Annotated in this window: 18 protein-coding genes; 16 read left to right on the top strand and 2 right to left on the bottom strand. The window is 57.4% G+C overall.

What is annotated here, in order from left to right:
* The first annotated feature begins 8 nt into the window (after positions 1-8).
* The 8 genes from nuoG to nuoN all read left to right on the top strand — a co-directional run bounded on the left by nuoG (position 9) and on the right by nuoN (position 10200).
* Positions 9-2735, top strand: a complete 2727-nt coding sequence (gene nuoG / locus AWR26_RS08185; protein ID WP_064564870.1) for an NADH-quinone oxidoreductase subunit NuoG — start codon at positions 9-11, stop codon at positions 2733-2735.
* The gene (gene nuoH, locus AWR26_RS08190; protein WP_043952902.1) at positions 2732-3709 is read left to right on the top strand and encodes an NADH-quinone oxidoreductase subunit NuoH; all 978 of its coding nucleotides are present in this window, start codon (positions 2732-2734) and stop codon (positions 3707-3709) included. Before nuoG ends, nuoH begins: the two co-directional genes overlap by 4 nt.
* A 14-nt stretch (positions 3710-3723) precedes the next feature.
* A complete protein-coding gene (nuoI, locus tag AWR26_RS08195; RefSeq protein ID WP_035942165.1) occupies positions 3724-4266 on the top strand; it encodes an NADH-quinone oxidoreductase subunit NuoI in 543 nt (180 codons plus the stop codon).
* Between the two features lie 11 nt (positions 4267-4277).
* On the top strand, positions 4278-4832 hold the full coding sequence (nuoJ, locus tag AWR26_RS08200; protein ID WP_007371095.1) for an NADH-quinone oxidoreductase subunit J: 555 nt from the start codon (positions 4278-4280) through the stop codon (positions 4830-4832).
* Positions 4829-5131 (top strand): NADH-quinone oxidoreductase subunit NuoK, encoded by a 303-nt coding sequence (nuoK, locus tag AWR26_RS08205; protein WP_002463445.1) that lies wholly within the window; start codon positions 4829-4831, stop codon positions 5129-5131. The genes nuoJ and nuoK overlap by 4 nt, the downstream gene beginning before the upstream one ends.
* A complete protein-coding gene (gene nuoL / locus AWR26_RS08210; protein WP_043952903.1) occupies positions 5128-6969 on the top strand; it encodes an NADH-quinone oxidoreductase subunit L in 1842 nt (613 codons plus the stop codon). The genes nuoK and nuoL overlap by 4 nt, the downstream gene beginning before the upstream one ends.
* Positions 6970-7206: 237 nt before the next feature.
* Positions 7207-8736, top strand: a complete 1530-nt coding sequence (nuoM, locus tag AWR26_RS08215; protein WP_064564872.1) for an NADH-quinone oxidoreductase subunit M — start codon at positions 7207-7209, stop codon at positions 8734-8736.
* Positions 8737-8742: 6 nt separating this feature from the next.
* Positions 8743-10200 carry an NADH-quinone oxidoreductase subunit NuoN gene (nuoN, locus tag AWR26_RS08220; protein WP_043952905.1) on the top strand — a complete coding sequence of 486 codons (1458 nt, stop codon included), beginning with the start codon at positions 8743-8745 and terminating at the stop codon, positions 10198-10200.
* A 66-nt stretch (positions 10201-10266) separates the two neighbouring features.
* Here the strand turns inward: nuoN and AWR26_RS08225 are convergent, their stop codons facing one another.
* Positions 10267-11292, bottom strand: coding sequence for a chemotaxis protein (locus tag AWR26_RS08225; protein ID WP_064564874.1), 1026 nt, complete (start codon positions 11290-11292; stop codon positions 10267-10269).
* 76 nt (positions 11293-11368) lie between these two features.
* Positions 11369-12286 (bottom strand): ribonuclease BN, encoded by a 918-nt coding sequence (gene rbn, locus AWR26_RS08230; protein ID WP_064564876.1) that lies wholly within the window; start codon positions 12284-12286, stop codon positions 11369-11371.
* Between the two features lie 66 nt (positions 12287-12352).
* Here rbn and AWR26_RS08235 point away from each other — a divergent pair, with 66 nt between their 5' ends.
* From AWR26_RS08235 to menE, 8 genes are all read left to right on the top strand, one after another.
* Complete coding sequence (locus AWR26_RS08235; RefSeq protein ID WP_064564877.1) at positions 12353-12814, top strand: GNAT family N-acetyltransferase; 462 nt, start codon at positions 12353-12355, stop codon at positions 12812-12814.
* Between the two features lie 53 nt (positions 12815-12867).
* Positions 12868-13173 (top strand): stress response protein ElaB, encoded by a 306-nt coding sequence (gene elaB / locus AWR26_RS08240; RefSeq protein WP_043952908.1) that lies wholly within the window; start codon positions 12868-12870, stop codon positions 13171-13173.
* An 87-nt stretch (positions 13174-13260) separates the two neighbouring features.
* Complete coding sequence (gene menF / locus AWR26_RS08245) at positions 13261-14559, top strand: isochorismate synthase MenF (protein WP_064564879.1); 1299 nt, start codon at positions 13261-13263, stop codon at positions 14557-14559.
* Between the two features lie 71 nt (positions 14560-14630).
* Positions 14631-16301 carry a 2-succinyl-5-enolpyruvyl-6-hydroxy-3-cyclohexene-1-carboxylic-acid synthase gene (gene menD, locus AWR26_RS08250; RefSeq protein WP_064564882.1) on the top strand — a complete coding sequence of 557 codons (1671 nt, stop codon included), beginning with the start codon at positions 14631-14633 and terminating at the stop codon, positions 16299-16301.
* Positions 16298-17074 (top strand): 2-succinyl-6-hydroxy-2,4-cyclohexadiene-1-carboxylate synthase, encoded by a 777-nt coding sequence (gene menH, locus AWR26_RS08255; RefSeq protein ID WP_064564883.1) that lies wholly within the window; start codon positions 16298-16300, stop codon positions 17072-17074. Before menD ends, menH begins: the two co-directional genes overlap by 4 nt.
* Complete coding sequence (menB, locus tag AWR26_RS08260; RefSeq protein WP_064564885.1) at positions 17071-17928, top strand: 1,4-dihydroxy-2-naphthoyl-CoA synthase; 858 nt, start codon at positions 17071-17073, stop codon at positions 17926-17928. The genes menH and menB overlap by 4 nt, the downstream gene beginning before the upstream one ends.
* Positions 17928-18893, top strand: a complete 966-nt coding sequence (menC, locus tag AWR26_RS08265; protein WP_064564887.1) for an o-succinylbenzoate synthase — start codon at positions 17928-17930, stop codon at positions 18891-18893. The genes menB and menC overlap by 1 nt, the downstream gene beginning before the upstream one ends.
* Positions 18890-20272 carry an o-succinylbenzoate--CoA ligase gene (gene menE / locus AWR26_RS08270; RefSeq protein ID WP_064564889.1) on the top strand — a complete coding sequence of 461 codons (1383 nt, stop codon included), beginning with the start codon at positions 18890-18892 and terminating at the stop codon, positions 20270-20272. Before menC ends, menE begins: the two co-directional genes overlap by 4 nt.
* The last annotated feature ends 72 nt before the right edge of the window (positions 20273-20344 follow it).

Genomic DNA, 20344 nt, shown 5'->3' on the forward strand with positions numbered 1-20344 from the left:
GCATGCTAATGGCTACTATTCATGTAGACGGCAAAGAATACGAGGTAAACGGAGCAGACAACCTTCTTGAGGCTTGTCTCTCCTTAGGCCTTGATATTCCTTATTTTTGCTGGCATCCGGCGCTGGGGAGCGTGGGTGCGTGCCGCCAGTGTGCGGTGAAGCAATATCAAAACGCGGAAGACACGCGTGGCCGCCTGGTGATGTCCTGTATGACACCGGCATCCGACGGTACTTTTATTTCTATTGATGACGATGAAGCGAAGCAGTTCCGTGAGAGCGTAGTGGAATGGTTAATGACCAACCACCCGCACGATTGCCCGGTCTGCGAAGAGGGCGGCAACTGCCACTTGCAGGATATGACCGTTATGACCGGTCACAGCTTCCGTCGCTATCGTTTTACCAAACGTACTCACCGTAATCAGGATCTCGGTCCGTTCATCTCACACGAAATGAACCGCTGCATTGCCTGCTATCGCTGCGTGCGTTATTACAAAGACTACGCAGACGGCACGGATCTTGGCGTGTATGGCGCGCACGATAACGTCTACTTTGGGCGTCCGGAAGATGGCACGCTGGAAAGCGAGTTCTCCGGTAACCTGGTAGAAATCTGCCCAACTGGCGTCTTCACCGACAAAACGCACTCCGAACGTTACAACCGTAAGTGGGACATGCAATTTGCGCCGAGCATCTGCCAGCAGTGCTCGCTGGGTTGCAACACCAGCCCGGGTGAACGTTATGGCGAGCTGCGCCGCATCGAAAACCGTTACAACGGTACCGTTAACCACTACTTCCTTTGCGACCGTGGCCGTTTCGGTTATGGCTATGTCAACCTGAAAGACAGACCGCGTCAGCCGGTACAACGCCGTGGCGACGATCTAATCACCCTGAATGCCGAGCAAGCAATGCAGGGCGCGGCGGATATTCTGCGTCAGTCGAAGAAAGTAATTGGTATCGGTTCTCCTCGCGCCAGCGTAGAGAGCAACTTTGCCCTGCGCGCGCTGGTCGGTGCGGATAATTTCTACACCGGCATCGCCAAAGGCGAGCAGGAACGTCTGGAGCTGGCGCTGAAAGTGCTGCGCGAAGGCGGTATCCGTACCCCGACGCTGCGTGAAATTGAATCTTACGATGCGGTACTGATTCTCGGCGAAGACATTACGCAGACCGGCGCGCGTGTTGCGCTGGCGGTGCGTCAGGCCGTGAAAGGCAAAGCCCGCGAAATGGCGGCGGCGCAGAAAGTCGCCGACTGGCAGATTGCGGCGATCATGAACATTGGTCAGCGCGCCAAACATCCGCTGTTTGTTACCAACGTCGACAGCACCCGTCTGGACGATATCGCCGCGTGGACCTATTGCGCGCCGGTTGAAGATCAGGCGCGTTTAGGTTTCGCCATCGCCCACGCACTGGATGAGACGGCGCCAGCGGTTGACGGTCTGAGCAGCGACCTGAAAAACAAAATTGATGTGATTGTCCAGGCACTGGCCGGAGCGAAGAAACCGCTAATTATCTCCGGCACAAACGCCGGTAGTGCGGAAGTGATTCAGGCGGCTGCCAACGTGGCAAAAGCGCTGAAAGGGCGCGGTGCCGATGTCGGCATCACTATGATTGCCCGTTCGGTCAACAGCATGGGCCTCGGCCTGATTGGCGGCGGCAGCCTTGATGATGCGCTGGCGGAGCTGGAAGCGGGCCATGCTGATGCTGTCGTAGTGTTGGAAAATGACCTGCACCGCCATGCTTCCGCTGCACGCGTTGATGCTGCGCTGGCGAAAGCGCCACTGGTGCTGGTGATCGATCATCAGCGTACGGCAATCATGGAGCAGGCTCATCTGGTGCTCTCCGCTGCCAGCTTTGCAGAAAGTGACGGTACGGTAATCAACAACGAAGGCCGCGCCCAGCGTTTCTTCCAGGTTTACGATCCGGCCTATTACGACAGCAAAACCATTATGCTGGAGAGCTGGCGCTGGCTGCATTCACTGCACAGCACCGTTGAAAACCGTGAAGTGGACTGGACACAGCTTGACCATGTGATTGACGCTGCCGTTGAAGCGTTGCCGCAACTGGCGGGCATTAAAGAAGCGGCGCCGGATGCCAGCTTCCGCATCCGCGGTCAGAAACTGGCCCGTGAACCGCATCGCTACAGTGGGCGTACCGCCATGCGCGCTAATATCAGCGTGCACGAACCGCGTCAGCCGCAGGACAAAGACACGATGTTCGCCTTCTCGATGGAAGGGAACAACCAGCCGTCCGCTCCGCGTTCGCAAATTCCGTTTGCGTGGGCACCGGGCTGGAACTCCCCGCAGGCATGGAACAAATTCCAGGCTGAAGTGGGTGGTCACCTGCGTTACGGCGATCCGGGCGTTCGTCTGATTGAGGCCAGCGAAAGTGGGCTGGAATACTTCACTTCCGTTCCGGGAACCTTCGAAGCGCAGGAAGGTAAATGGCGTATCGCGCCGTACTACCACCTGTTCGGCAGCGATGAAATGTCGCAGCGTTCTCCGGTATTCCAGAGCCGTATGCCACAACCGTACATCAAGCTGAACCCGGCTGACGCCGCGAAGCTTGGCGTTAACGCGGGCGCGCATATCTCCTTCACCTGGGAAGGTCAGACCATCAGCCTGCCATTGCAGGTTTCCGAAGGGCTGGCGGCAGGGCAGGTTGGTCTGCCGATGGGGATGCCGGGCATCGCGCCGGTGCTGGCCGGAGCACGTCTTGAAAATCTGCGGGAGGCGCAAGCATGAGCTGGTTAACACCGGATGTTATCGACATTCTGCTGAGCATCCTGAAAGCAATTGTCATTCTGCTGGTGGTGGTCACCTGCGGTGCGTTCATGAGCTTTGGCGAACGTCGCCTGCTCGGTCTGTTCCAGAACCGTTACGGACCGAACCGCGTTGGCTGGGGTGGCTCACTCCAGCTGGTCGCGGACATGATCAAAATGTTCTTTAAAGAGGACTGGATCCCGCGCTTCTCCGATCGCGTGATCTTCACCCTCGCGCCGATGATCGCCTTCACCTCGCTGCTGTTAGCGTTTGCTATTGTGCCGGTCAGCCCGAGCTGGGTTGTGGCGGATCTGAACATCGGCATCCTGTTCTTCTTAATGATGGCAGGGCTGGCGGTTTACGCGGTGCTGTTCGCGGGCTGGTCAAGCAACAACAAATACTCACTGCTCGGTGCGATGCGTGCTTCTGCGCAAACCCTGAGCTATGAAGTGTTCCTTGGGCTTTCCCTGATGGGCGTGGTGGCGCAGGCCGGTTCATTCAACATGACCGATATCGTCAACAACCAGGCGGGCTTGTGGAACGTCATCCCGCAGTTCTTCGGCTTTGTGACCTTCGCTATCGCCGGTGTGGCGGTGTGTCACCGTCACCCGTTTGACCAGCCGGAAGCCGAGCAGGAACTGGCGGATGGTTACCACATTGAATATTCCGGGATGAAATTCGGTCTGTTCTTCGTCGGCGAATATATCGGTATCGTCACCATTTCTGCGCTGATGGTCACGCTGTTCTTCGGTGGCTGGCAGGGGCCGTTGTTACCGCCTTTCATCTGGTTCGCGCTGAAAACCGCGTTCTTTATGATGATGTTCATTTTGATTCGCGCCGCACTGCCGCGTCCTCGTTATGATCAGGTGATGTCGTTCGGCTGGAAAATCTGTCTGCCGCTGACGCTACTCAACTTGCTGGGAACGGCGGCTGTCATTCTCTGGCAGGCGCAATAAGGGGTGAAAAGACCATGACTTTAAAAGAATTACTCGTGGGCTTCGGCACCCAGGTCCGTAGTATCTGGATGATTGGCCTGCATGCTTTCGCGAAACGCGAAACCCGTATGTACCCGGAAGAGCCAGTTTATCTGCCGCCGCGTTACCGTGGCCGTATTGTGCTGACGCGCGACCCGGACGGTTCCGAGCGTTGCGTTGCCTGTAACCTTTGTGCGGTAGCGTGCCCGGTAGGCTGTATCTCGCTGCAAAAAGCGGAGATGCAGGACGGTCGCTGGTATCCGGAATTTTTCCGTATCAACTTCTCACGCTGCATTTTCTGCGGTCTGTGCGAAGAGGCGTGCCCGACAACGGCGATTCAGCTCACCCCGGATTTCGAAATGGGTGAATACAAACGTCAGGACCTGGTGTACGAAAAAGAGGATCTGCTGATCTCCGGTCCGGGCAAATACCCGGAATATAACTTCTACCGGATGGCAGGTATGGCAATCGACGGCAAAGATAAAGGTGAAGCGGAAAACGAAGCCAAACCTATCGACGTCAAGAGCCTGTTACCGTAAGGAGAGGGGCAATGGAGTTCGCTTTTTATATCTGTGGCCTGGTCGCCATCCTGACGACGGTACGCGTAATAACGCATACCAACCCGGTGCACGCCTTGCTGTATCTGATTGTGTCGCTGCTGGCCATTGCCGGGGTCTTCTTTTCACTCGGCGCTTACTTCGCCGGTGCGCTGGAGATCATCGTTTACGCCGGGGCCATCATGGTGTTGTTCGTGTTTGTGGTGATGATGCTGAACCTTGGCAATACCGTGGTCGAGCAGGAGCGCAACTGGCTGTCGCCACAAATCTGGATCGGCCCGGCGCTGCTCTCTGCGGTGCTGTTGGTGGTGATGGTTTACGCCATTCTGGGCGTCAACGATCAGGGTATCGACGGGACGGCGATTAGCGCGAAAGCGGTTGGTATTACGCTGTTTGGCCCTTACGTTCTGGCCGTGGAGCTGGCCTCCATGCTGCTGCTGGCGGGTCTGGTTGTGGCCTTCCATCTCGGGCGCGAAGACAGGGCCGGTGAAGTGCTGAGCAATCGCACCGATGACCGCGCGAAAAGAAAAACGGAGGAGCAAGCATGATCCCCTTACAACATGGACTGATCCTCGCGGCGATTTTGTTTGTTTTGGGTCTGACCGGTCTGGTTATCCGCCGCAACCTGCTGTTTATGCTAATTGGGCTGGAAATCATGATTAACGCTGCTGCGCTGGCCTTCGTGGTGGCCGGCAGCTACTGGGGACAGACCGACGGGCAGGTGATGTATATCCTCGCCATTAGCCTCGCGGCTGCGGAAGCGAGTATTGGCCTGGCGTTGCTGCTGCAACTCCATCGTCGCCGCCAGAATCTGAATATCGATTCAGTAAGTGAGATGCGTGGATGAACATGCTCGCCTTAACCATTATTCTGCCTTTTATTGGCTTTGTCTTACTGGCCTTTTCCCGCGGGCGCTGGTCAGAGAATCTTTCTGCAACCGTCGGTGTTGGCTCGATTGGCCTCGCGGCGCTGGTGACCGTCCTTGTCGGCGTTGATTTCTTCAACAACGGTCAGCAGGCGTTTTCGCAACCGCTGTGGACATGGATGGCGGTCGGTGATTTCAACATCGGTTTCAACCTGGTGCTGGACGGCCTGTCACTGACCATGCTTTCGGTCGTTACCGGCGTGGGTTTCCTGATTCACATGTTCGCGTCCTGGTATATGCGCGGAGAAGAGGGCTACTCCCGTTTCTTCGCCTACACCAACCTGTTTATCGCCAGCATGGTGGTACTGGTGCTGGCGGATAACCTGCTGCTGATGTACCTCGGCTGGGAAGGCGTGGGCCTGTGCTCCTATCTGCTGATCGGTTTCTACTACACCGATCCGAAGAATGGCGCAGCGGCGATGAAAGCGTTCGTCGTTACCCGTGTGGGTGACGTCTTCCTCGCTTTCGCGCTGTTCATCCTTTACAACGAACTGGGGACGCTGAACTTCCGCGAAATGGTTGAGCTGGCACCGCAGCACTTCGCCAACGGCAATAACATGCTGATGTGGGCGACGCTGATGCTGCTGGGCGGTGCGGTCGGTAAATCCGCGCAGCTGCCGTTGCAGACATGGCTGGCGGACGCGATGGCTGGCCCGACGCCGGTTTCCGCGCTGATCCACGCCGCCACCATGGTGACCGCCGGTGTTTACCTGATTGCCCGTACGCATGGGCTGTTCCTGATGACACCGGAAGTGCTGCATCTGGTCGGTATCGTTGGTGCAGTAACGCTGCTGATGGCGGGTTTCGCCGCGCTGGTGCAGACGGATATCAAACGCGTACTTGCCTACTCCACCATGAGCCAGATTGGTTATATGTTCCTGGCGCTGGGCGTGCAGGCCTGGGACGCGGCGATTTTCCACCTGATGACGCATGCGTTCTTTAAAGCGCTGCTGTTCCTGTCGTCCGGTTCGGTGATCCTCGCCTGCCATCACGAGCAGAACATCTTCAAAATGGGTGGCCTGCGTAAGTCGATTCCGCTGGTCTACGCCTGCTTCCTGGTCGGCGGCGCGGCGCTGTCGGCGCTGCCATTGCTGACTGCAGGCTTCTTTAGTAAGGACGAAATCCTTGCCGGTGCGGTAGCAAACGGCCATGTCAATCTGATGATTGCCGGTCTGGTGGGCGCGTTTATGACATCGCTGTACACCTTCCGCCTGATTTTCATTGTCTTCCACGGGAAAGAACAGATTCACGCTCACGCAGGGAAGGGGATCACCCATCATCTGCCGCTGATTGTGCTGCTGGTGCTCTCTACCTTTATTGGCGCGATGATTGTGCCACCGCTGAGAGGCGTGCTGCCAGAAACCACCGAGCTGGCGCACAGCAGCGTGGTCATGCTGGAAGTGGCGTCCGGTGCAGTTGCCGTCATCGGTATTCTGCTGGCGGCCTGGCTGTGGCTGGGTAAACGTACGCTGGTGCACTCGATTGCCAACAGCGCGACAGGTCGTTTCTTCGGGACCTGGTGGTTCAATGCCTGGGGCTTCGATGCGCTGTACGACCGCATCTTCGTGAAGCCGTATCTTGGCATTGCCTGGCTGCTGAAGAGCGATCCGCTGAATGCGCTGATGAACATTCCGGCGATCCTGTCGCGCTTTGCAGGCAAAGGGCTGCTGTTTAGCGAGAACGGGTATCTGCGCTGGTATGTCGCGTCAATGAGCATTGGTGCTGTCGTAGTGCTGGCGTTGCTGATGGTATTGCGCTGAGTTTGTGGGCCGGCTGACGCTACGCTTATCCGGCTTACAAACTGAAAGAGAATTTTTAGAAAATTCGTTGAAAATCAGGTCCGAATGGACAGGCGTTATCGGCGAAGTCAGAGTGGACACCGCCTGCGCAGAGCAACCGGAGCGTACTAAAGTACGTGAGGATTGCGAGCACAGCCGGGGTTCGCTATGACGAGCAAGATAGCCTGAGGCGGACTTAAACAAGGAACAAATATCGCCATGTTATTACCCTGGCTAATACTGATTCCCTTTATCGGCGGCTTTCTCTGCTGGCAGACCGAACGCTTCGGCGTGAAGGTGCCGCGCTGGATAGCCCTGATCACCATGGGACTGACGCTGGCGCTTTCCCTGCAACTCTGGATGCAGGGCGGCTACTCTCTGACGCAATCCACCGGTCTGCCAGCCTGGCAAGAAGAGTTTAAACTGGCGTGGATCCCACGCTTCGGCATCAATATTCATCTGGCAATGGACGGTTTGTCGTTGCTGATGGTGGTGCTGACCGGTTTCCTCGGTGTGCTGGCGGTACTCTGCTCCTGGCGTGAAATCGAGAAATATCAGGGTTTCTTCCATCTCAACCTGATGTGGATTCTGGGCGGCGTTATCGGCGTGTTCCTTGCCATCGACATGTTCCTGTTCTTCTTCTTCTGGGAAATGATGCTGGTGCCGATGTACTTCCTGATTGCACTGTGGGGCCACAAAGCCTCCGACGGGAAGACGCGTATTACGGCTGCGACCAAGTTCTTCATCTATACCCAGGCCAGTGGTCTGGTGATGTTGATTGCCATCCTGGCGCTGGTAGTGGTGCACTATAACGCGACCGGCGTCTGGACATTCGACTATGAAGACCTGCTGAAAACACAGATGTCCGACCACGTCGAATATCTGCTGATGCTGGGCTTCTTCATCGCCTTCGCGGTGAAAATGCCGGTGGTGCCGCTGCACGGTTGGTTACCGGATGCGCACTCGCAGGCACCGACCGCGGGTTCCGTTGACCTGGCGGGGATCCTGTTGAAAACCGCGGCCTACGGTTTGCTGCGTTTCTCGCTGCCGCTGTTCCCGAACGCTTCCGCAGAGTTTGCCCCCATCGCCATGTGGCTGGGCGTCATCGGTATTTTCTACGGTGCATGGATGGCGTTCACCCAGACGGATATCAAACGCTTGATTGCGTACACCTCGGTGTCCCATATGGGCTTCGTGCTGATTGCTATCTACACCGGCAGCCAGCTGGCCTATCAGGGGGCGGTTATCCAGATGATTGCGCACGGTCTCTCTGCAGCGGGTCTGTTTATCCTGTGTGGTCAGCTGTACGAACGTCTGCATACCCGTGACATGCGTATGATGGGCGGGCTGTGGAGCAAGATTAAATGGTTGCCGGCGTTGTCGATGTTCTTCGCTGTCGCCACGTTGGGTATGCCGGGTACCGGTAACTTCGTCGGTGAATTCATGATCCTCTTCGGCAGCTACCAGATTGTGCCGATGATCACGGTGATTTCTACCTTCGGTCTGGTTTTCGCATCGGTTTACTCACTGGCAATGCTGCATCGCGCCTACTTCGGTAAAGCGAAAAGCGAACTGGCCAGCAAGGAACTGCCGGGGCTGTCACTGCGCGAGCTGTTTATGATCCTGATCCTGGTTGTACTTCTGGTACTGCTTGGCTTCTATCCGCAGCCGATTCTGGATACCTCGCATGCCGCGATGGGTAATATCCAGCAGTGGTTTGTTAACTCTATTACTACTACAAGGCCGTAAATCGCCATGACAATTACTCCACAACACCTGATTGCGCTGCTGCCGCTGCTGATCGTCGGATTGACGGTGGTGGTTGTGATGCTCTCCATTGCGTGGCGACGCAACCATTTCCTCAATGCCACGCTGTCGGTCATCGGCCTGAACGTCGCGCTGCTCTCCCTGTGGTTTGTCGGACAGGCAGGAGCAATGGATGTGACGCCGCTGATGCGCGTCGATGGTTACGCCATGCTCTACACCGGGCTGGTGCTACTGGCGAGCCTCGCCACCTGCACCTTCGCCTATCCGTGGCTGGAAGGGTATAGCGACAACAAAGAAGAGTTTTATCTGCTGGTACTGATTGCTGCACTGGGCGGCATTCTGTTGGCTAACGCCAACCATATGGCGGCGTTGTTCCTTGGTATTGAACTGATCTCCCTGCCGCTGTTCGGGCTGGTGGGTTATGCCTTCCGCCAGAAACGTTCGCTGGAAGCCAGTATCAAGTACACCATCCTGTCTGCTGCAGCCTCTTCTTTCCTGCTGTTCGGTATCGCACTGGTTTACGCGCAAACCGGGAACCTGGCATTTGTTGCTATCGGTAAGAGCCTCGGTGAAGGCATGCTGCACGAGCCGCTGCTGCTGGCGGGTCTGGGCCTGATGATTGTCGGTCTCGGTTTCAAACTCTCGCTGGTGCCGTTCCACCTGTGGACGCCGGACGTTTATCAAGGCGCGCCTGCGCCGGTCTCCACCTTCCTGGCGACCGCCAGCAAAATCGCCATCTTTGGCGTGCTGATGCGTTTGTTCCTCTATGCGCCGGTCAGCGAAAGTGAAGCTGTTCGTGTGGTACTGGGTCTTATCGCCTTTGTTTCCATCATCTTCGGTAACCTGATGGCACTGAGCCAGACCAACATCAAACGTCTGCTCGGTTTCTCTTCCATCTCGCACCTCGGCTATTTGCTGGTGGCGCTGATTGCGCTGCAGAGCGGCCAGATGTCGATGGAAACCGTTGGCGTTTATCTGGCTGGTTACCTGTTCAGCAGCCTCGGCGCGTTTGGCGTGGTGAGCCTGATGTCCAGCCCGTATCGCGGCCCGGACGCAGAATCACTTTACTCCTACCGTGGTCTGTTCTGGCACCGTCCTATTCTCTCGGCGGTTCTGACGGTGATGATGCTGTCGCTGGCAGGTATTCCGATGACCTTAGGCTTTATCGGTAAGTTCTACATCCTCGCCGTTGGCGTCGAGGCGCACCTGTGGTGGTTGACGGGCGCTGTGGTGGTCGGTTCGGCGATTGGTTTGTATTACTACCTGCGCGTGGCGGTGAGCCTCTATCTGAGTGCGCCGCAGCAGTTGAACCGCGATGCGCCGTCCGACTGGGCCTACAGTGCTGGCGGGATTGTGGTGCTGATCTCTGCATTGCTGGTACTGCTGTTGGGGATTTACCCGCAGCCGCTGATCAGTATCGTACAATTAGCGCTGCCGATGATGTAATGGCGTATAGCGCATAAAGAAAAACCGCCGGGCTGCAAACCCGGCGGTTTTTTTATGGCGCAGAAATTACTTTGCCAGTAACGGCTGTGAAGCAACCTGGTGGTGGCTAATCAGCGGGCCGCGTATATTATTGGCCGCGCGGTCGAGCACTTCCTGAATCACTGACGAAAGCTCGTTGATTTCGAACTTCGCAACATAGCCGTCGGCCTGCACTTTACGTACGTGATCTTCGTTCGCGCTACCGGAGAGTGACGAGTGGATCACCACCGGAATGTTTTTCAGGCGCGGATCGGTTTTGATCAGACGCGTTAAAGTAAAGCCGTCCATTTCCGGCATTTCAAGATCGGTCAGTACCATGGCGATCTTATCGCTAACCGGTATACCTTCACTGTCGGCCTGCTGCGCCAGAAGCTGGATTTTCTCCCATGCATCTTTGCCGGTGATATGCATGTCGGTCGGAATTTCCATCGAGTTGAGGCCTTTTTCCAGCATGGCGCGCGCCACTTTGGAGTCTTCCGCCACAATCGCCACCGAGCCCGGTTTCAGATGGAATTTCTTGTCCGGTATATGATCGCCATGCACGTCGTGATCCGCAGGCACAATGTCATACAGGATCTGCTCAACGTCCAGCACCATCGCCAGGTTGTTGGTGTCCTTATCGTCATCCAGGCAGGCAATACTGGTGATGTAACGACCATTGATCGCTTTCTCCGCCGTATGCACTTGTTTCCAGTCCAGGCGAGTGATGTTATCTACCGACTCCACCGCAAAGGCCTGCACGCTACGGGCATATTCTGTGATCAACAAAATATTGAGGCCGGTCGTGGGCTTGCAGCCCGCCACCGCCGCCAGGTCAATCACCGGGATCACCTGGTCGCGGATATTGACCATCCCCATTAAGGGCGGCTTCATTCCGGCAGGGCGAGTGAAGGTGGGCATCGGCACTATTTCGCGCAATTTAAACACGTTGATGCCAAACAGCTCTGATTTCGTGGAATCTAACGACGTGCCGAGACGAAACAGCAACAGCTCAAACCGGTTCGACAGAGTAAGATTCGCCCTGTCATCGATGTCTTTCTGGAAATTATCCATCATGCCCTCAATAGAAGATGCCTGCGTATATCTATTATCGGCATGCGGTGAAAAAAATAGAGTGCCTAAATTAAAATCAAATGTGAACCAACGCAAAATCCTCAGCCAGAGTTGTTTGCGCAAAGAGCGCCTGGCATTCGGCCAGCAATGCCAGGCTACCTTTCTCGTCATAGCGTGAACTGAGGTGAGTAATCACCAGCCTGCCTGCGCCCGCGTCCAGCGCCAGTTGTGCGGCCTGCCGCGTTGAACTGTGACCGCGGCTATTCGCTTTCTCCTCCATCGCACTTTCCAGCGTGGCTTCATGCACCAGCAGATCCACACCGCGCGCCAGTTCAAGCGATGCAGGGCAGGGAGATGTATCGCCAAAAATCGCCAGCTTTTTACCCGGCTCTGCCGGAGCAAGGTAATCAGTACCGCACAGCGTGCGGCCATCTTCCAGCGTCACCGTCTCACCCGCTTTTAATTTCTGAAACAGCGGCCCTGGCGTTACGCCGGCGGCGACCAGCGCGGCCGCGTCCAGTGCGCCGGGCTTATCATGTTCTTCAATACGATAACCGTAGCACTCCACCGGGTGCTCCAGCGGGTAAGCCGTGACTTTGCGCAGGCCGTCATCCACCACCAGCCCGGCAGTGACTTCATGAATGGTCAGCGGGTAGTCGGTCCATGAACCGCTCAGCCTTAAAGTTGTTTCCACAAACTCGCGAATGCCTTGCGGGCCATAGATATCCAGCGGCTGAACATTCCCGGCCATCGAGCGGCTGCACAGCAACCCAGGCAAACCAAACAGATGATCGCCATGCAGATGAGTGATAAAAATTTTGTCCAGCTTGCCAGGATGAAACGCCGTGCGCAGCATCTGGTGCTGCGTGCCTTCGCCGCAATCAAACAGCCAAAGCCCTGCGCGGGTCGGGTGTTGTAAATTCAACAACATCGCGGTTACGTTACGTGTGCGCGTCGGGACCCCGGCGGAGGTGCCCAGGAAAATCAGTTCCACAGTTTTGCTCTGCCCAAATCACAAAAAATTGAGTATAACGGGATGATAACAAATAAGGAGCAAGAGATGATCCGCTGGCAAGACCTGCACCATTCTGAACTCACCGTTGCTGAACTCTACGCCGCGCTGAAGCTGCGCTGCGAAGTGTTTGTTGTCGAGCAAACCTGTCCCTATCTGGATGTAGATGGCGATGACCTGACAGGAGAAAACCGGCATATCCTCGGCTGGAAAGAGGATCAGCTGGTGGCGTATGCGAGGATTCTGAAAAGTGATGATGATTTGTCACCCGTGGTGATTGGCCGGGTGATTGTCAGCGCCCAGGTCAGAGGGGAAAAACTGGGCTACCAGTTGATGGAGCGCGCCGTGAACTCCTGTGAGCAACATTGGCCGCAGAAGGCGCTGTACCTGGGGGCGCAGGCACATCTGCAATCTTTTTATGCGCACTTTGGCTTTCAGCCAGTGACGGATGTCTATGATGAAGATGGCATTGCGCACATCGGAATGGCGCGGGAGATCCGCCAGGCGTAACCTGCCGTGTTTGTCTATAGTTAGCGGACAGGTGCATAACATGGAGACAAACGATGTCATATCACTCTTATGATTCAAACATTGATGACGACCTGACCCTGCTGAGCGAAACGCTGGAAGAAGTCCTCCGCTCCTCGGGCGACCCTGCAGACCAGAAGTACATCGAACTCAAAGCCCGCGCCGAGCAGGCGCTGCATGACGTGAAGAACCGCGTCAGCAGCGCGTCGGATACTTACTACTATCGGGCGAAAAAAGCGGTGTATCGCGCCGACGATTACGTTCATGAAAAACCGTGGCAGGGCATCGGTGCCGGTGCTGCTGTCGGTCTGGTGCTCGGCCTGCTACTGGCCCGCCGCTAACGCTTCACTTCCCCTCCCTGGAAGGGGGTACTGTTATTACGTTTAGTACCCCGTATACTATGTGGTTTTTAACAGGGAGGGGTTCGCGTGCTTTCCATTTCCTCTGCGCTTGGCGACCTGTATCGCCACCTGACCGAAGAGTTTCCGCGGTCGCCTGGTTTTCACTTTTTTGATGCACCTTTCCCGTTAAACGACGCTTTCGATCCGCTGGCATGGCTCGCCAGTCAGGCGGTCTGGCCGCAATTTTACTGGCAGCAGCGTAGCGGCGACGAGGAGACGGCTGCGCTTGGCGCGCTCTGCCGCTTCTCATCGTTACCTCTCGCCCAACAATTTTTACACGCCTTGCCAGAAGATGTTCGTATCTGGGGGCTGAATGCCTTTGATCCTTCGCAGGGATCGCTGTTTTTGCCGCGCCTTGAGTGGCGTCGCGAAGGCGGAAGGGCGATGTTACGGCTTTACCTCTACAGCGAGACCTCGCTGTATGACGACGCTAAGCGCGCGGCTGAGTTTTTACAGGCGCTTTCGCCTTTCACCCCGCTTGCCAACCTGAAACAGCAGCCATGTCTTGCGCAGCGCCACTACCCGGAGCGTGATGCCTGGAACAGCCTGATCGCGCAGGCGCTGGGTACGCTGGAAAGCGCCGCGCTGGATAAAGTAGTACTCGCCAGAGCAACTGATTACTCCTATGCCAATGCCGTGGATGCGGCTTCGCTGATGGCTGCCAGCCGCCGCGTTAACTATCACTGCTTCCACTTTATGATGGCCTTTGATGCGCAGAATGCCTTTTTAGGATCTTCGCCAGAGCGCCTGTGGCGGCGACGCGGTAATGCACTGCGTACCGAAGCGCTGGCCGGAACGGTGGCCGGCCATGACGACGATCTGCAGGCGCAGCGCCTGGCCGACTGGCTGATGGGCGACGATAAAAATCAGCGGGAAAATATGCTGGTGGTGGAAGATATCTGCCAGCGTTTGCAACAGCAGATGGCGGCGCTTGATGTGCTGCCGCCGCAGGTCGTCAGGCTGCGCAATGTTCAGCACCTTCGGCGTTGTATCTGGAGCGATTTACAAACGCCCGACGACGCATTATGCCTGCAACTGTTGCAGCCGACAGCCGCTGTCGCCGGGTTACCGCGCCGCGCCGCGTGGGACTTTATCCAGCGCCACGAACCGTTCGCCCGTGAATGGTATGCCGGTTCGGCGGGATATTTATCCCGTCAGCAGAGTGAATTCTGCGTCGCGCTACGTTCAGCAAAAGTCAGCGGCAGTACCGTTCGGCTGTATGCCGGAGCCGGCATTGTGCCTGGCTCGGACGCCGGGCAAGAGTGGCAGGAAATCGATAATAAAGCGGCGGGCCTGCGATCTTTATTAGAACTTACGCACGCATAACCGATTCATATCAAGATTCGATTTTTTCTGATTATTTATACTGAACAGCAATATTGATACCGGACAAACTCATGTCAATCAGTTCATTTAACCGACGCTGGGCGACGGTGATCCTTGAGGCCCTTACTCGTCATGGCGTCAGGCATGTTTGTATTGCCCCCGGATCGCGTTCCACCCCCTTAACGCTGGCGGCAGCGGAAAATAGCGCTTTTATTCACCATACGCACTTTGATGAGCGGGGTTTAGGCCACCTTGCGCTGGGGCTGGCGAAAGCGAGCAAAGAGCCCGTCGCGGTTATCGTGACGTCCGGTACGGCGGTGGCAAATCTCTATCCTGCGCTGATCGAAGCCGGTCTGACCGGCGAAAAGCTGGTGCTGCTCACCGCCGATCGTCCACCCGAGCTGATTGATTGTGGGGCAAACCAGGCTATTCGTCAGCCTGGGATGTTCGCCTCGCATCCCACAGAATCGCTCGCGTTGCCGCGCCCGTCGCAGGATATCCCGGCCCGCTGGCTGGTGTCGGCTATTGATAACGTGCTCGGCTCGCTGCATGGCGGAGCGGTACACATTAACTGTCCGTTCGCTGAACCTCTGTATGGCGAAATGGATGAAAGCGGTCTTGCCTGGCAACTGGCGCTGGGCGACTGGTGGCAGGATGATAAACCGTGGCTGCAAACACCGAACAAAGTCAGTAGCGAAAAGCAGCAGGACTGGTTTTTCTGGCGGCAAAAACGCGGCGTCATTGTGGCCGGTCGTATGAGTGCGAGCGAAGGCAAGCTGCTGGCCGAATGGGCGAAAACGCTTGGCTGGCCATTAATCGGCGATGTTTTATCCCAGACCGGCCAGCCGTTACCGTGCGCCGATCTGTGGCTCGGCAACAGCCGTGCGACAGAAGAACTGGCGCAGGCGCAAATTGTGTTGCAGTTTGGCAGCAGCCTGACCAGTAAACGGCTACTCCAGTGGCAGGCGACCTGCGAACCGCAAGAATACTGGCTGATTGATAATCTACAGGGGCGGCTGGATCCGGCGCACCATCGCGGACGTCGGCTGGTTTCGGACGTCGCCAGTTGGCTGGCGTTACATCCGGCGGAGCCGCGCGCGCCCTGGTGCGTAGAACTCCCACAGCTCTCCGCACAGGCTTGGGACAGGGTCGCGGCGCAGCGTGAAACCTTTGGCGAAGCGCAGCTTGCGCACCGCATTGCTGATTATTTACCGGAACAGGGGCAGCTTTTTCTCGGCAACAGTCTGGTAGTTCGGCTGGTGGATGCGCTCGGGCAGATCCCGGCGGGTTATCCGGTATTCAGCAACCGCGGCGCCAGCGGCATCGACGGTTTGATATCGACTTCAGCAGGCGTGCAGCGCGCCAGTGCCCGCCCGACGCTGGCAATGGTTGGCGATCTTTCTGCCCTCTACGATCTGAATGCGCTGGCGTTACTGCGCCAGGTGTCCGCGCCTTTTGTCCTGCTGGTCGTGAACAACAACGGCGGGCAAATCTTTTCTCTGTTGCCGACGCCGCCCGCCGAGCGCGAGCAGTTCTATCTGATGCCGCAGAACGTGCATTTTGACCATGCGGCAGCAATGTTCGGTCTTGATTACCATCGTCCGGAAAGCTGGGAAGCGCTGGAGCTGGCGTTATCCGGTGCCTGGCGCAAACCGGGCGCTACGCTGATTGAACTGGTGGTCAACGACACAGATGGCGCGCAGACATTGCAAATGCTGCTGGCGCAGGTGAGCCAGTTGTGACGCTGCACGGGCGCGTTATCTCCGCTAACAGGCCGCAACCGTGGCTGGTCTTTTTGCACGGTTTTTCCGGCGATAACCGCGAGTGGCAAGCGGTCAGTGAAACGCTGACTGCATTCCCCCGGCTTTTGCTCGATCTGCCCGGGCATGGCGGTTCCGCCGACCTTTCTGTGACCTCGTTCGATGAGATGGAAGCGCTGCTGCGGGCAACGCTTGTTCGTTACAACATACAAAATTACTGGCTGGTGGGCTATTCGCTGGGCGGGCGAATTTCGCTGTATCACGCCTGCCAGCATCCTGCCGGTTTGTGCGGTGTCGTGGTGGAAGGTGGGCATCCGGGGTTGTCTGATGAAACCAGCCGCCGCGAACGTCTGGCATCGGACCGACAATGGGCGACGCGTTTTCGTCAACAGCCGCTGGAGGCCGTCTTTGATGCCTGGTACCGGCAGCCGGTTTTTGCCTCGCTCAGCGAGCCGCAGCGTGCGGCGCTGGTCGCATTGCGCAGCCAGAACAATGGCGCAACGCTTGCCGCCATGCTGGAAGCGACATCGCTGGCGCTGCAGCCCGATCTTCGCAGCATATTACAGGCGCTTTCCATTCCTGTTCATTATTTATACGGTGAATACGACAGTAAGTTTCAGACGCTGGCGACGCAAGTTACCGGCCACTGTCACGCCATTCCTGCCGCCGGGCACAACGCGCACCGGGAAAATCCTGCGGCCGTTGCTGACACCCTGGCGCGAATTCTGCGTCTTGAAATAAAGGACACACTATGATCTATCCAGATGAAACCATGCTTTACGCGCCGGTTGAGTGGCGTGACTGTTCCGAAGGCTACACCGACATTCGTTACCAGAAGTCTGCCGACGGGATTGCTAAAATCACCATCAACCGTCCGCAGGTGCGCAATGCATTCCGTCCGCTGACGGTGAAAGAGATGATCCAGGCGCTGGCCGATGCGCGTTATGACGACAGCATAGGCGTTATCATTCTGACCGGCGAAGGCGATAAAGCATTTTGCTCGGGCGGCGATCAGAAAGTGCGCGGCGATTACGGCGGTTACCAGGATGACTCCGGCGTGCATCATCTCAACGTACTCGATTTCCAGCGCCAGATCCGTACCTGCCCGAAACCGGTAGTGGCGATGGTGGCTGGCTATTCCATTGGCGGCGGCCATGTGCTGCACATGATGTGCGATCTGACCATTGCGGCAGAGAATGCCATTTTCGGTCAGACTGGCCCGAAAGTCGGCTCTTTTGATGGCGGCTGGGGCGCGTCTTATATGGCACGCATCGTCGGGCAGAAAAAAGCCCGCGAGATCTGGTTCCTTTGCCGTCAATACGACGCGCAACAGGCGCTGGATATGGGGCTGGTGAACACGGTGGTGCCGGTAGCGGATCTGGAGAAAGAGACCGTGCGCTGGTGCCGTGAAATGCTGCAAAACAGCCCGATGGCGCTGCGTTGCCTGAAAGCGGCGCTGAATGCTGACTGCGATGGTCAGGCGGGTCTGCAAGAGCTGGCGGGTAATGCCACCATGTTGTTCTATATGACCGAAGAGGGTCAGGAAGGGCGCAACGCCTTTAACCAGAAACGTCAGCCCGATTTCAGCAAATTCAAACGGAACCCATAATGCGACAGGCGCAACTTTACCGCTGGCAAATTCCGCTCGATGCGGGTGTCGTGCTGCGTGAGCGGCGCCTGAAAACCCGCGACGGCTTATTTGTCCATTTACAGGCCGACGGGCGCGAAGGGTGGGGAGAGATCTCCCCGCTACCGGGCTTTAGCCATGAAACGCTGGACGAGGCGCAACAGGCGACCATCAACTGGCTACATGGCTGGCGTGAAGATAAAACATTATCGTTGCCCGAGCAGCCGTCAGTGGCATTTGGTCTGAGCTGCGCGCTGGCGGAACTGCACGGCGAGTTACCGCAACAGGGGGACTATCGCGCCGCCATGCTGTGCACTGGCGATCCGGACGAGCTGTTTGCTGCGCTGGCCGCTTTACCGGGTGAAAAAGTGGCGAAAGTGAAGGTTGGTTTATATGAAGCGGTGCGCGATGGCATGGTGGTTAACCTGCTGCTGGAGTCGATCCCCGATTTACGCCTGCGTCTGGACGCCAACCGCGCCTGGACACCGCTGAAAGCACAGCAGTTTGCCAAATATATAAGCCCGGAATATCGCTCACGTATTGCCTTTCTCGAAGAGCCGTGCAAAACCGCCGCAGAGTCGCTGGCCTTTGCCCGCGAAAGCGGAATCACTATCGCCTGGGATGAAAGCCTGCGCGATGAGGGTTTTCAGCTTACGCCGCAGCAAGGATTGGGCGCGGTGGTGGTTAAACCCACGCTGACCGGCAGTTTGCAGCGGGTGCAGCAGCAGGTTGCGGCAGCAAAAGCGCTCGGGCTGACGGTGGTGATCAGTTCATCCATTGAATCCAGCCTTGGCCTGACGCAGCTCGCGCGTATTGCCGCCTGGCTGACGCCGGGCACCATTCCCGGGCTGGATACCTTACAACTGATGCAGTGCCAGCTCCTGCGCCGCTGGCCAGAGAGCGATTTACCCTGTTTACAGACAGAGGTACTGGAACCACTACTATGATCTTTACGGACTGGCCCTGGCGGCACTGGCGGCAGGTTCGCGGCGATCAGATTGCGGCCCGCCTTGAACAACAGACACTGAACTGGCGCGAACTGTGCGCACGTATTGATGCGCTGGCGAGCGGTTTTGCGCGCCAGGGGGTGAACGCCGGTGATGGCGTGATGCTGCGGGCGCGTAATCATCCGGATACGCTGCTGGCGTGGCTGGCACTGTTGCAGTGCGGCGCACGCGTCTTGCCGGTGAACCCGCAACTGCCCGCCGTGCTGCTGGATGCGCTCTTGCCGCAACTGACGTTGCGCTTTGCGCTGGATTTAGATGCTGGCGGCGACTGGCCTGCTCTGGACGCGCTGGCGCTTGATGAACTCGCTGGCGAGCATGCCGTGGCGTGGCAGCCGCAGCGTCTGGCGTCGATGACCTTGACTTCCGGCTCCACCGGCCTGCCGAAAGCGGCCGTTCACACGTTTCATGCTCACCTCGCCAGCGCCCAGGGTGTGCTGGCGTTGATTCCCTATGCTGACAATGACGACTGGCTGCTGTCGCTGCCGCTGTTTCACGTCTCCGGGCAGGGGATTTTGTGGCGCTGGCTGCTGGCCGGGGCGCGGATCGCCGTCCAGCCTGCATTACCTTTGGCACAGGCGCTGGCCGGTTGCACGCATGCTTCGCTGGTGCCGACGCAACTGTGGCGCTTACTCAACGACAACGCATCGGTATCGTTGAAAGCGGTCCTGCTGGGTGGCGCGGCAATCCCGGTGGCGCTGACGCAGCAGGCGCATGAGCGCGGTATTCGCTGCTTTTGCGGCTATGGTCTGACAGAGTTTGCCTCGACGGTCTGCGCCAAAGAAGCTGATGGCGCGCCGGATGTCGGTTACGCCCTGCCAGGACGCGAAGTGAAAATTGTTGATGAAGAGGTCTGGCTCCGGGCGGAGAGCATGGCGTCAGGGTACTGGCGCGACGGCGAGCTTCTGCCGCTGGTGAACAGTGAAGGCTGGTTTGCCACCCGCGATCGCGGGATGCTCCACGGCGGTTGCCTCACTATTCGTGGCCGGCTGGATAACCTTTTCTTCAGCGGCGGGGAAGGGATTCAGCCGGAAGAGGTGGAACGCGTGATCGCCCGTCATCCCCAGGTTCAGCAGGTTATGGTTGTGCCAGTTGATGATGCCGAGTTCGGCCAGCGTCCGGTGGCGGTGGTGGAGTGTGAAGGCGGCGTTGATGCGGCTGCGCTGTCAGCCTGGGTGAGCGATAAACTGGCTCGTTTTCAGCAGCCGCTGCACTGGATGGCGATGCCGGCTGAGCTGAAAACTGGCGGGATCAAAATCTCGCGGCGCGCGGTGCTTCAGTGGGCGAATGCCGCCGTTAATGGCACGGTGCGATCAGCATAATCAACATTGCGCAGTTTCTCAGGGACCAGGGCATACGGCAGGAAGCGTTACGTATTGCCGAGCGATGCTGGA

The sequence above is a fragment of the Kosakonia oryzae genome (assembly GCF_001658025.2).
Classification (GTDB): Bacteria; Pseudomonadota; Gammaproteobacteria; order Enterobacterales; family Enterobacteriaceae; genus Kosakonia; species Kosakonia oryzae.